The following is a 12,039-nucleotide window of genomic DNA, read 5'->3' as shown; positions in this document are numbered from 1 at the left end:
CCTTTCACGGTGTGTCGCGCTCATAAGTGGCATCTCGCGGAGGGGGTGCAGGGGTGCACATGCCAGGGGGTCAGTTGAGGATGTTGACGGCTCGGGAGATGACCAGGGCCAGCAGGACGAAGCCGGTGAAGCCCTCGAGGGCCATCAGGAGCTTGACCCGGCTGGAGAGCGGCATGGTGTCGGTGGGGCTGAACGCCATGGTGTTCGTCGTCGAGACGTAGAGGTAGTCGACGAAGCCGGGGCGCCAGTCGGCCTTCTCGGAGGAGCCGACAGCCACCTCGGCGACGGTGTCGCGGTAGGTGTCCTGCGGGAAGGCGAAGTCGGCGGGCGGCAGCTGCGAGCGCTCCAGCGTGCCGCGCGAGACGGGGCCGCCGCGGTCGAGCTCCCAGTAGATCAGCGCGTAGGCGACGACGTTGGTCACCCAGACCTGCAGCGCCGTGAGCAGGAGCAGCGGGCCGTCGGCCGATCCGTCGACGAGGTCGACCACGACCCGGACGACGTTGACCTGGTTCGCCGCGGCGAGGACGACCGCGAGGGTGATCGAGACTCCGCGCGACCAGCGGGTCTCGATGTCGAAGCGGCGCGGGTTCACGACGAAGAGCGGGATCAGCAGCGCGAGCGTCAGGACCGCCGCGGCGATCCGGACGACCGAGGTGCTCGAGTCGTGCCCGACGAGGTTGAGCGCCACAGCCACGAGGATCGCCGCGGAGGCCGGCCAGCGGCTCTCGGCCCGGCGCCTCGCGCGCCCGTCGTCCGTGTCCGCCATGCGCCGAGAGTAGCGGTGCGAGCCGTGTCGTAGGATCGATCCGATCGTCCGCGGCCCGCCCGCGACGGGGGCCTTTAGCTCAGTTGGTAGAGCGCCACGTTTACACCGTGGATGTCATCGGTTCGAGCCCGGTAGGGCCCACAGGAGAACCTCGCGAGAGCTCGGCTCAGCGGGACTGGCGGCGCTTGTAGGGCTTGGGCTGGCCCTTGACGACGGGGGCGCGGCCGGTGCCCTTCGAGGCCTTGGCCTTGCCACCGGACTTGGGGGCCTCCTCCGGCTCGTCGCCGAGGGCGGCGAGCTCCTCACGGGCCGAGGCGAGGCGCTGGCGGCCGGCGGCGGTGAGGGTCGTGGCGGCCGCGCCGGGCTCGAAGAGCGGGCGGCCGAGGTCGAACTCGACGGCGGCGACGGAGGAGTCGAGCTTCTTGCGGGAGATGCCGAGCTTCTCGGCGGCGCGCACGAAGTGGAGCTCCTCGGCGACGGCCACGAAGTGACGCAGCTGGCTGATCTTCATGAGGAACCCTTCGCGGCCGCTCGCTGCGACCGCCTCCACCCTAGGCGGACGTCGGCGCGCGGCGGACATCCGCACCCGGCCGGCGCCGGCCTCACGCGGACGGCGTCAGCCGCTGGTCGCCGACCACGCCGAGCAGGCGGAGCGCCTCGGCAGCGGCGGGGGAGTCGGCGCGCGGCGTGAGCACCAGCAGCACCTGCGCCTGGTTCTCGGTGAAGAGCGCCTGGCAGTCGACGTCGATCTCGCCGACCTCGGGGTGCCGCAGGGTCTTGTGGTCCTCGAAGCGGGCCGTGACCTCCTGCAGCTCCCAGTAGCGGCGGAACTCCTCGCTCCGGCTGAGCAGCGACGCGATGATGCGCGCGGCCAGCGGATCGGCATCGGGCGCCGCGGCGGCGAAGCGCAGCTGGGCGGTCTGCATCCGCCCCTGGTGCTCGTGCTCGCGCTCGGGGTAGCTGTGCCGCGCCTCGCCGGGGTGCGCGAACCAGCGGTGGATCCCGCTGCGATCGAGTCCGGTCCAGTTCGAGCCGTCGCCGAAGAGGGCGCGGGCCAGGCGGTTCTGCACCAGGGTCTCGCCGAGCTCCGTGATCACCAGCGCCGGGGTGTCCTCCAGGCGGTCGAGGACGCGGAGCAGCCCGGGGGAGACGTGCTCGTCGCGGCGGTGCCGCGCGGGCGGGGTCTGCCCGGCGAGCCGGAACAGGTGGTCGCGCTCGTCGAGGTCCAGGCGCAGCCCTCGGGCGATCGCGGTGAGCATCTGCTCGGACGGCTGCGGGCCGCGCTGCTGCTCGAGCCGCGACCAGTAGTCGGCGGACATCCCGACGGCGGCGGCGATCTCCTCCCGGCCCAGGCCCGCGGTGCGGCGGCGCGCTCCGGGCGGCATGCCGACGTCGGACGGCTGCAGCCGCTCGCGTCGGCCGCGGAGGAACTCGGCGAGCGCAGGTCTGTCCATGCGCTCATCCTGCCGCTCCGCAAGCGTGCCGGACCAGGGAGCGCCGGTCCCTGGATCGTCCAGCCCTTCCGGCCCGCGCCGCGCCGGGAGACGGTGGAGTCCGGCCGGGCAGGACAGCCCGGGCAGACGAAGGAGACGACATGAAGACCACGGGCAGCACCATCCTGATCACCGGCGCGACCTCGGGCATCGGCCGCGGGCTCGCCGAGCGCCTCCTCGACGCGGGGAACACGGTGATCCTGGGCGGTCGCCGCAGCGAGCTGCTGGACGAGTTCACGGCGGCCCACCCCGGCTCGCACTCGGTCGTGATCGACGTCACCGACCCGGAGTCGATCGCCGCCGCGGTCGAGACGGTCACCCGGGAGCACCCCGACCTCGACGTCGTCGTCACGATGGCCGGCATCATGCTGCCGGAGGACCTGCAGGACTCGCGGCACCTCGACACCGCCGCGGCCATCGTCGAGACCAACCTGCTCGGCACGATCCGCACGCTGACCGCGTTCACGCCGTGGATCGCCGCGAAGCCGGACGGCGTGCTGATGACCGTGTCCTCGGGGCTCGCGTTCGTGCCGCTCCCGGCGACCCCGACCTACAGCGCGACCAAGGCCGCCGTGCACTCCTACACGCAGAGCCTGCGGGCGCAGCTCGCGGAGACTCCGGTCCAGGTCATCGAGCTGGTGCCGCCCGCCGTGCAGACCACGCTGATGGGGCAGCAGGACGACCCGAGCGCGATGCCGCTGGACGAGTTCCTCGACGAGACGGTGCGGATCCTCGCCACGCAGCCGGACGTGGAGGAGGTGCTCGTGGACCGCGTCCGCTTCCTCCGCGACGCCGAGGCCGAAGGGCGGCACGCCGACGTGCTGGCGCTGCTCAGCAGCCGCCACTGAGCCCGATCCGGACCGCCGCCGCCGCTCGGCCGCCGTTCAGCGACCGTTCTCCGGAAATCGTTGCGCTGGAGCGCTCTCACGCCTACCCTCGCGCACGTGGACGGAACCCGAAGCCGGCCGCGGAGGAGGCCATTGTGGGCGCGCTCGTCTACAGCGGTGTGGCCTCGATCGACGGCTACACCGTCGACGAGACCGGGGATTTCAGCTGGGCCACGCCCCGCCCCGAGGTGCACCGCTTCATCAACGAGACCGAGGCCGGAGTGGGCACCTACCTCTACGGCCGCCGGATCTACGACACCATGCGCGGCTGGGACGCGGGCTACGAGCTCGCCGAGCAGTTCGCCTTCATCCACGACTTCCAGGAGATGTGGCGGGCGGCCGACAAGGTCGTCTACTCGCGGACCCTGCCCGCGGTCCGCACCCGCCGGACCCGGCTCGAGCGGTCCTTCGATCCGGCGGCCGTGGCGGCGGAGGCGCGCTCGAAGCCGCACGACGTCTCCGTCGGCGGCGCGACCCTGGGGGCGCAAGCGCTCCTCGGCGGAGTGGTGGACGAGATCCGCTGGTACGTCGCGCCGATCATCGTCGGCGGCGGGACCCCGTTCCTCCCTCACGGGCTCCGCAGCAGGCTCGAGCTCCGGCAGCAGCGGTGCTTCGCGGACGGGACGGTGTTCCTCCGCTACGGCGTGAAGCGCTGACGACGCTAGGGCCCGCCGATCAGCCGACGGTCTCCTCCGCGCCGACGAGCGCCGCGATCCGGGCGGCGATCCGCGCGCCCTGCGCCCGGCCGGCCTGCGCAGCGGCGGGTCGGACCTCGGGGTCGAGTGAGTTCGGGCCGAAGGCGGCGATCGACGCCTCGTCCGCGTAGACGACCTCGACCCGCGAGCCGGAGAGGGCGTCGAGCTCGGCGGTCGGGAGCGTGCCGACACCCGGCGAGCCGATGCCGGACAGCGGCGTGATGACGAGCACCCAGTCGGCGCCCGCGGCGAGGTCGGCGTTGCTGCCGGAGCGCACGCCGCCGTCCATGTAGCGGACGCCGCCGATGCTCACCGGCGGCCAGACCCCGGGCACCGCGCAGCTCGCGGCGATGGCGTCGACCAGGTCGACGCCGCTCGTGCGGTCGAAGACCTCGAGCGCTCCGGTGGCGGTGTCGATCGCGGTGATCAGGAGGCGCTGCTCGGGCCAGTCGGCGTCGGCGACGCGCGCGGCGATCACGTCGCGGCGGGACTCCTCGGACAGGGTCGCGGTCTCGAGGGCGAGCACGCCGATGCGGCGCCGGGCGTCCTCGGGGGAGGTGGCGCCCTCGATCGCGGCCGCGTACATCGCCTGCAGGCGCTCGACGTCGACGACGGCGCCGATCTCGGCCGACTCCTCGCGCAGCTGCGACGCGTAGGCCTCGTCGAGGCCGACGGAGGTGCTCAGCTGCGAGGCGACCGCGGAGCCGGCCGAGGTGCCGATCAGGGTCGTCGAGGGGTCGAGGAGGAGGCGGGCCGCCTCGGGCGAGGCGTCGCTGAGGCCGCGGACGATGCCGAGCTCCCAGGCGATTCCGGCGAGGCCGCCTCCGGCGAGGACGAGGGCTCCGGGCATGGGTGGTCCTTTCGAGGGTGCGGTGAGGGGTGCTGTCAGCGTGGCCCCCGAGGCTGGGAGCGGTCGGCGGGAGGGGTCGGGTCAGGCCCGGGCGGCGGCGATCGCGTCGGCCGCGAGCCGCGTCGAGCTGTCGCGGTCGCGGAGCCAGAGCGGGACCGAGTGGACCCGGAGGCCCGTGTCGTCGAGGGCGCCGACGGCCGCCGCGTCCTCCTCGCCGACCAGCCAGGCGTCGAGCAGCCCGCCGGCCGAGCGCGCGCCGTAGTGCCGTCCCACCGCCTCCGCCGAGGTCTCGACGCCGATCGCGGGCAGGCAGTGGTCGGCCATGCCGCGCACCACCGCGCCGCCGATGATCGGCGAGACGCCCACGACCGGGGCCGACGTGGTCCGCACGGCCTCCGCGATGCCGGGCACGCCGAGGATCGTCCCGATCGACACCACCGGGTTGGACGGCGCGATCAGGACCGCATCGGTGTCGGCGATCGTCTCGAGCACGCCCGGGGCGGGACGCGCCTCCGCGACGCCCTGCTGCACGAAGCGGCGGGCGGGCACCGACGCGCGCAGCCGCACCCACCACTCCTCGAAGTGCAGCAGCCGGACGCCCTCGCCGGGCAGGTCGACCTCGACGTGGGTCTCGACGTCGGAGTCGGACATCGGCAGCAGGCGGACGCCGAGCGGCCAGCGCGCGGTGATCCGCTCGGTCGCCTGCGACAGGGTGAGCCCGTCGCGGAGCATCGAGGTGCGCGCGAGATGGGTGCCGATGTCGAGGTCGCCGAGGGTGAACCACGGCCAGCCGACGCCGAACGCGGTCAGCTCGGCCGAGACGCGCTCGCTCTCGCCGGCCCGGCCCCAGCCGCGCTCGGTGTCGTTGACGCCGGCGAGCGCGTAGGTGAGCGAGTCGAGGTCGGGGCAGACCTTCAGGCCCGTCAGCCACAGGTCGTCGCCGGTGTTGGCGACGACCGTGATCTCGGAGGGTCCGCCGCCGGCCGCCTCGAGGTCGCGGAGGTGCTCGCGCACCGCGGAAGTGAAGCGGGCGCCGCCGACGCCGCCGGCCAGGATCGTGATGCGCATTCGTCGACGCTACCGCGGACGGCCCCCACCGCGGATTCCGAAGGGGCCGAGGCCTTAATGCTGCGGATCCGTGCCGGAAACACCCGGGAAACGTCGGAGGACGACGATGAACCCCTGTCCGGTGAGCGGAGCGGAGGCGGTCATTGCCTTCGGCCCGCGCGCGGACCACAGTGAGACCACGGCCCCTCGGCCCCGCCTCCCGCGTCGCGGGTGCTCTCGGCGGAGCCTCGACCGGGCCGACCGAAGCATGGAGGTACCGATGACCATCGTCCGCGCAGCGATCACCCAGACCACGTGGACCGGCGACAAGGAGTCGATGCTCGACAAGCACGAGCAGTTCGCCCGCGACGCCGCCGCCCAGGGAGCGCAGATCGTCTGCTTCCAGGAGCTGTTCTACGGCCCGTACTTCGGCATCACCGAGGACAAGAAGTACTACCGCTACGCCGAGCCAGCCGACGGCCCGATCGTGCAGCGCTTCGCCGCGCTGGCGAAGGAGCTCGGCACGGTGATGATCCTGCCGATCTACGAGGAGGACATCACCGGCGTCTACTACAACACCGCCGTGGTCGTCGACGCCGACGGCACGATCCTCGGCAAGTACCGCAAGCACCACATCCCGCACCTCGACCGCTTCTGGGAGAAGTTCTACTTCCGCCCCGGCAACCTCGGCTACCCGGTGTTCGACACCGCGGTCGGCAAGGTCGGCGTCTACATCTGCTACGACCGGCACTTCCCGGAGGGCTGGCGCGAGCTGGGCCTCAACGGAGCGCACATGGTGTTCAACCCGAACGCGACCAAGCCCGGTCTCTCGAACCGGCTTTGGGAGGTGGAGGGACCGTGCGCCGCCGTGGCGAACGGCTACTTCGTGCTCCAGCCCAATCGGGTCGGCCGCGAGGACAACGAGTACGGCGAGCTGGCCGTCGACTTCTACGGCACGAGCCAGGTCATCGACCCGCGCGGGAACTTCGTCGGCGAGCGCGGCTCGGGCGAGAGCGAGGAGATCCTGATCCGGGATCTCGACCTCGACATGGTGCAGCAGATGCGCGACGACTGGCAGTTCTACCGCGACCGCCGTCCGGACTCGTACACGAGCATCGCCAAGCCCTGACCGCCGAAGCACGGGCCGCGCGACCGCCGCAGCACCGGAACCACCGAGGAGCATCGATGAAGACCCTCATCACGAACGGCACGGTCGTCAACGCGACCGGCACCGCCACCGCCGACGTCCTGATCGACGGCGAGACCATCGCCGCGGTGCTCGCGCCCGGCTCGACGCTGCTGGGCTTCGACCTCGCGGCGAACGTCGACCGCGTGATCGACGCGGCCGGCAAGTACGTCATCCCGGGCGGGATCGACGCGCACACGCACATGGAGATGCCGTTCGGCGGCACCTTCGCCTCGGACACCTTCGAGACCGGCACCCGGGCCGCGGCCTGGGGCGGGACCACCTCGATCGTCGACTTCGTGGTGCAGTACCCGGGCGAGAGCGTCGTCGACCGCTACCAGGCCTGGCAGGAGAAGGCGGCCGGCAACTGCGCCATCGACTACGGCTTCCACCAGATCCTCTCCGATGTGCAGGACTCGTCCCTGGTGGCGATGGACGAGCTGATGGACGAGGGCGTGACCAGCTTCAAGCTGTTCATGGCCTACAAGGGCGTGTTCCTCTCGGACGACGGGCAGATCCTCCGGGCGTTCCAGAAGGGCGCGTCGAACGGCGCGATGATGATGATGCACGCCGAGAACGGCGCGATCATCGACGAGCTGGTGAAGCAGTCGCTCGCCGCCGGCAACACCTCTCCCTACTTCCACGGCACCTCGCGGCCGTGGCAGGCGGAGGAGGAGGCGACGCACCGGGCGATCATGATCGCCGACCTCACCGGCGCGCCGCTCTACGTGGTGCACGTGTCGGCGAAGCAGGCGGTCGAGCAGATCGCGCAGGCCCGCGACCGCGGCATGAACGTCTTCGGCGAGACCTGCCCGCAGTACCTCTACCTCTCGCTCGAGGAGCAGCTCGGCGCGCCGGGCTTCGAGGGTGCGAAGTGGGTGTGCTCCACGCCGCTGCGCTCGAAGGCGGAGGGGCACCAGCACCACATGTGGCAGTCGCTGCGCACCAACGACATCCAGATGGTCTCCACCGACCACTGCCCCTTCTGCATGAAGGGCCAGAAGGACATGGGCGTCGGCGACTTCTCCAAGATCCCCAACGGCATCGGCTCGGTCGAGCACCGGATGGACCTGATGTACCAGGGCGTCGTGTCCGGGCAGATCTCGCTGCCGCGCTGGGTGGAACTCACCTCGACCACTCCCGCGCGGATGTTCGGCATGTACGGGAAGAAGGGCGTCATTCAGCCCGGCGCCGACGGCGATGTCGTCGTCTACGACCCGAACGGGCACACCTCGATCGGCATCGGCGAGGGCCGCAGCCACCACATGAACATGGACTACTCCGCCTGGGAGGGCTTCGAGATCGACGGCCACGTCGACACCGTGATCTCCCGCGGCAAGGTCGTCGTCGACGACGGGGACTACATCGGCACCGCCGGGGACGGCAAGTACATCAAGCGCGGGTTGTCTCAATATTTGATCTGACCTGAAGTCCCTCTTTTCCACCGCAACGAAGGAAGCCCCATGGACTTCGGAGTCGTCCTCCAGACCAACCCGCCCGCCTCGCGCACCGTCGCGCTCGCCGTCCTCGCCGAGACCTACGGCTTCGACTACGCGTGGACGTTCGACTCGCACCTGCTCTGGCAGGAGCCGTACGTCATCTACTCGCAGATCCTCGAGAAGACCCACCGGATCACCGTCGGCCCGATGGTCACCAACCCGGCGACCCGCGACTGGACCGTCATCGCCTCGCTGCACGCGACGCTCAACGAGATGTACGGCAACCGCACCGTCTGCGGCATCGGCCGCGGCGACTCCGCCGTCCGCGTCACCGGCGGCGCTCCCACGACGCTGAAGACGCTGCGGGAGTCGATCCACGTGATCCGCGAGCTCGCCAACAGCCGCTCGGTCGAGTACAACGGCTCGACCCTGCAGTTCCCGTGGAGCCGCGGCTCCTCGCTGGAGATGTGGGTCGCCGCCTACGGACCGCTCGCGCTCAAGCTCGCGGGGGAGACGGGCGACGGGTTCATCCTGCAGCTCGCCGACCTCGACATCGCGCGCTGGATGATCCAGACGGTCAAGGACGCGGCGGCGAACGTCGGCCGCGACCCGGAGTCGCTGCAGTTCTGCGTCGCGGCGCCGATGTACATCGGGACCGACCGGGAGCACATGTACGACCAGTGCCGCTGGTTCGGCGGGATGGTCGGCAACCACGTCGCCGACATCGTCGGCCGCTACGGCACGTCGGGCGCCGTCCCGCAGGCGCTGACCGACTACATCGCCGGACGCGAGGGCTACGACTACAACGAGCACGGGCGGGCCGGCAACTCGCACACCGCCTTCGTCCCCGACGAGATCGTCGAGCGCTTCTGCGTCCTCGGCACGGCCGACGAGCACATCGCGAAGCTGACGGCGCTCGCCGAGATCGGCGTCACGCAGTTCGCCGGCTACCTCCAGCACGACAACAAGGAGGAGACGCTGCGCGTGTACGGCGAGCGCGTCATCCCCGCCCTCGGCCCGCACATCGTGGCCAAGGCATGAGGTCGCCGGCCGCGACGCGCGGGGTCCTGCTCGGCGCGGCCGGGCTGCTCCTGCTCGCGGTGCTCTGGGAGGTCTACAAGGCCCTCGGACCGGAGACCGGCGTCGTGATCCAGGGCGTCACCGTGCTCCCGCGCACCAGCGCCATCGCGATGCCGCACCTCTGGGAGATCGCCGGCCGGCTCGCGGAGCCGATCACCGGTGCCCGCAACGCCCCGGTGCTCTGGCTCGCGGTGCTGCAGGCCAGCGCCTTCTCGCTGGGCGTCGCGGCCGTGGGCTGGGTCGTCGGCGTGGTGGTCGGGCTGCTGCTCGCGGTTCTGATGCAGCGCTTCCGCACGGCCGAGTCCGCGGTGCTGCCGTGGATCGTGCTGAGCCAGACGGTGCCGCTGATCGCGATCGCGCCGCTGGTGCGCCGTTGGGGCTCGCAGCTCGAGCTCGGCGCCTTCACCTGGGAGAACTGGATGTCGGTGGCGCTGATCGCCTCCTACCTCGCCTTCTTCCCGGTCTCGATCGGCGCGCTGCGCGGTCTGAACGCGCCGTCGGCGCACCAGGTCGAGCTGATGCGCGTCTACGGCGTCGGCTGGTGGAAGACGCTGCTGCGGCTGCGTCTGCCCGCGAGCGTGCCGTTCCTGCTTCCGGCGCTCCGGCTCGGCGCCGTCAGCGCCGTCATCGGCACCGTCGTCGCCGAGGTCTCGATCGGTCTGCGCGGCGGCATCGGCCGGATGATCATCGAGTTCGCCTCCTCCGCCGGGGGAGATCCCGCCAAGCCCTGGGCGCCGATCCTGGGCGCGGTGCTGGTGGGCCTCGCGGCCGCCGGCGCCGTCGGCCTGATCGGCACCGCCCTCCGTCCGTTCCGCAGAGGGGAGCAGCCCGCATGAGCGCTGCCGAACCGGCCGTCGTCGTCGACTCCGTCACGAAGACGTTCACCACGAAGAAGAGCACGAGCGTCACCGCGCTCGACACCGTCTCGCTCGAGATCGCCGCGGGGGAGTTCGTCTCGCTGATCGGGCCCTCCGGCTGCGGCAAGTCGACGCTCCTGCGCCTGATCGCCGACCTCGACGAGCCGACCTCCGGCACGATCTCGGTGTTCGGCAAGACGGCGCGGCGCGCGCGGCTCGACCAGGAGTACGGCATCGCCTTCCAGCAGGCGGGGCTGCTGCCCTGGCGGAGCATCCGCTCGAACATCGCGCTGCCGCTCGAGCTGCACGGGGTGGGCGCCGCCGCGCGCCGCTCCCGCGTCGACGAGCTGCTGGCGCTCGTGGGGCTCGGCGACTTCGCCGACTCCTACCCCGACCAGCTCTCCGGCGGGATGCAGCAGCGGGTCGCGATCGCGCGCGCCCTCGCCGAGAGCCCCAGGCTGCTGCTGATGGACGAGCCGTTCGGCGCCCTGGACGAGATGACGCGCGAGCGGATGCAGACCGAGCTGCTGCGCATCCGGAGCGAGACGGGCGCCGCCGTGGTCTTCGTGACGCACTCGATCCCGGAGGCGGTGTTCCTCTCCGACCGCGTCGTGGTGATGTCGCCGCGGCCCGGGCGGATCCGCGACGTGCTGCGGATCGCGCTGCCCGACTCCTCCGAGCGCGAGGCCGGGGTGCGTGAGGACGCGGCGTTCTTCTCGGACGTCGGCGCCGTGCGCGAGCTGCTGCACGGCGACGCCGCCGCGGTGCCGCGCGGGGTGGAGAACCGGTGAACAGCCCCGCGCTCGCCCGGGCGGTCGTCGCCCCGCTCGTGCTGGGCGTCGTGGCGCTGCTGCTCTGGCAGGTCGGCGTCTCGGCGCTCGACGTGCAGCCGTTCGTGCTGCCGTCGCCGCTCGCGATCGGGGCGGAGTTCGCGCAGAACGCGGGCTCGGTCCTCGCCGGGAGCCGGGTGACGGGCGGCAACGCGCTGATCGGGCTGATCGCCGGGGCGGTGCTCGCGGTGCTCGTCGCCGGGGTGTCCGCACTGGTGCGGGTCTTCGACGGGCTGGTGGCAGCGATCGTCGCTGCGGCGGCCGTCGTGCCGATCGTGGCGCTCGCCCCGGTGCTGTACACGATGTTCGGCGCGAACGTCGAGACGGCCCGGCAGCTCGTGGCGGCGCTCGCGGTCTTCGTGCCGGTGTACGTCAACACGCTGCGCGGGCTGCGTCAGGCGGCGCCCGTGCACCGCGATCTGATGCGCGCGTACGCCGCCTCGCCGTGGCAGACGGCGCGGACGATCACCCTGCCCGGGGCGGTGCCGTTCTTCTTCACCGGGCTGCGGATCGCCTCCTCGCTCGCGGTGATCTCGGCGCTGGTCGCCGAGTACTTCGGCGGGCCGATCGGCGGGCTCGGCAAGTCGATCACCTCGGCGGCGTCGGGCAGCGACTACGCGCTGGCCTACGCCTACGTGCTCGGGGCCGTGCTCGTCGGCCTCGTCTTCTACTGCGTCACCGCGGGCCTCGAGGCGCTCGCGCTCCGGCGCAGCCACGCGCGCTGAGGCGCGCGTCCCCCCGCTCCCGCCGGCTCGCGTCGGCGGGCCCTTCGGCACCACCCGAACGCACCACCTGCACCACTGCACTCGCACCATCCGCACCACTGCACTCGCTCCATCCGCACCACTGCACTCGCTCCACCGCTCCATCCGCTCCACCGCTCCATCCGCACCACGGCACTGCCGGCCC

At 71.9% G+C, this 12,039-nt stretch carries 13 protein-coding genes and 1 tRNA gene; 9 read left to right on the top strand and 5 right to left on the bottom strand.

Annotated features, from left to right (window positions below; genetic code table 11):
* Positions 1 to 70: 70 nt before the first annotated feature.
* On the bottom strand, positions 71 to 766 hold the full coding sequence (locus tag HQQ86_RS01355) for a DUF1345 domain-containing protein (RefSeq protein ID WP_173285866.1): 696 nt from the start codon (positions 764 to 766) through the stop codon (positions 71 to 73).
* 68 nt (positions 767 to 834) lie between these two features.
* Here HQQ86_RS01355 and HQQ86_RS01350 point away from each other — a divergent pair.
* Positions 835 to 907, top strand: a tRNA-Val gene (locus HQQ86_RS01350).
* Between the two features lie 25 nt (positions 908 to 932).
* Here HQQ86_RS01350 and HQQ86_RS01345 read toward each other — a convergent pair.
* Both HQQ86_RS01345 and HQQ86_RS01340 read right to left on the bottom strand, forming a co-directional pair.
* Complete coding sequence (locus tag HQQ86_RS01345) at positions 933 to 1,277, bottom strand: LysR family transcriptional regulator (RefSeq protein WP_173285864.1); 345 nt, start codon at positions 1,275 to 1,277, stop codon at positions 933 to 935.
* A gap of 91 nt (positions 1,278 to 1,368) precedes the next feature.
* Positions 1,369 to 2,220 carry a helix-turn-helix transcriptional regulator gene (locus tag HQQ86_RS01340; protein WP_173285862.1) on the bottom strand — a complete coding sequence of 284 codons (852 nt, stop codon included), beginning with the start codon at positions 2,218 to 2,220 and terminating at the stop codon, positions 1,369 to 1,371.
* Positions 2,221 to 2,360: 140 nt separating this feature from the next.
* Here HQQ86_RS01340 and HQQ86_RS01335 point away from each other — a divergent pair, with 140 nt between their 5' ends.
* Both HQQ86_RS01335 and HQQ86_RS01330 read left to right on the top strand, forming a co-directional pair.
* Positions 2,361 to 3,107 (top strand): SDR family oxidoreductase, encoded by a 747-nt coding sequence (locus HQQ86_RS01335; RefSeq protein ID WP_173285860.1) that lies wholly within the window; start codon positions 2,361 to 2,363, stop codon positions 3,105 to 3,107.
* 134 nt (positions 3,108 to 3,241) lie between these two features.
* Entirely contained in the window at positions 3,242 to 3,802 is a 561-nt protein-coding gene (locus tag HQQ86_RS01330; RefSeq protein WP_173285858.1) for a dihydrofolate reductase family protein, read from the top strand.
* A 19-nt stretch (positions 3,803 to 3,821) separates the two neighbouring features.
* Here the strand turns inward: HQQ86_RS01330 and HQQ86_RS01325 are convergent, their stop codons facing one another.
* Both HQQ86_RS01325 and cofD read right to left on the bottom strand, forming a co-directional pair.
* On the bottom strand, positions 3,822 to 4,691 hold the full coding sequence (locus HQQ86_RS01325; protein WP_173285856.1) for a patatin-like phospholipase family protein: 870 nt from the start codon (positions 4,689 to 4,691) through the stop codon (positions 3,822 to 3,824).
* Between the two features lie 81 nt (positions 4,692 to 4,772).
* Positions 4,773 to 5,759 (bottom strand): 2-phospho-L-lactate transferase, encoded by a 987-nt coding sequence (gene cofD / locus HQQ86_RS01320; RefSeq protein ID WP_173285854.1) that lies wholly within the window; start codon positions 5,757 to 5,759, stop codon positions 4,773 to 4,775.
* 259 nt (positions 5,760 to 6,018) lie between these two features.
* On the opposite strand from cofD, the gene HQQ86_RS01315 reads away from it, so the two are divergent.
* The 6 genes from HQQ86_RS01315 to HQQ86_RS01290 are packed head-to-tail and all read left to right on the top strand — an operon-like array spanning position 6,019 to position 11,855.
* Positions 6,019 to 6,867, top strand: coding sequence for a nitrilase-related carbon-nitrogen hydrolase (locus HQQ86_RS01315; protein ID WP_173285852.1), 849 nt, complete (start codon positions 6,019 to 6,021; stop codon positions 6,865 to 6,867).
* 56 nt (positions 6,868 to 6,923) lie between these two features.
* A complete protein-coding gene (gene hydA, locus HQQ86_RS01310; protein ID WP_173285850.1) occupies positions 6,924 to 8,348 on the top strand; it encodes a dihydropyrimidinase in 1,425 nt (474 codons plus the stop codon).
* Between the two features lie 39 nt (positions 8,349 to 8,387).
* Complete coding sequence (locus tag HQQ86_RS01305; protein ID WP_173285848.1) at positions 8,388 to 9,404, top strand: TIGR03842 family LLM class F420-dependent oxidoreductase; 1,017 nt, start codon at positions 8,388 to 8,390, stop codon at positions 9,402 to 9,404.
* Positions 9,401 to 10,279, top strand: a complete 879-nt coding sequence (locus HQQ86_RS01300; protein WP_173285846.1) for an ABC transporter permease — start codon at positions 9,401 to 9,403, stop codon at positions 10,277 to 10,279. The genes HQQ86_RS01305 and HQQ86_RS01300 overlap by 4 nt, the downstream gene beginning before the upstream one ends.
* A complete protein-coding gene (locus tag HQQ86_RS01295; RefSeq protein ID WP_173285844.1) occupies positions 10,276 to 11,091 on the top strand; it encodes an ABC transporter ATP-binding protein in 816 nt (271 codons plus the stop codon). The genes HQQ86_RS01300 and HQQ86_RS01295 overlap by 4 nt, the downstream gene beginning before the upstream one ends.
* On the top strand, positions 11,088 to 11,855 hold the full coding sequence (locus tag HQQ86_RS01290; RefSeq protein WP_173285842.1) for an ABC transporter permease subunit: 768 nt from the start codon (positions 11,088 to 11,090) through the stop codon (positions 11,853 to 11,855). The genes HQQ86_RS01295 and HQQ86_RS01290 overlap by 4 nt, the downstream gene beginning before the upstream one ends.
* The last annotated feature ends 184 nt before the right edge of the window (positions 11,856 to 12,039 follow it).

The organism is Rathayibacter sp. VKM Ac-2857 (assembly GCF_013205025.1).
Lineage (GTDB): Bacteria > Actinomycetota > Actinomycetes > Actinomycetales > Microbacteriaceae > Rathayibacter.
This window is presented reverse-complemented; position numbering and strand designations above follow the sequence as displayed.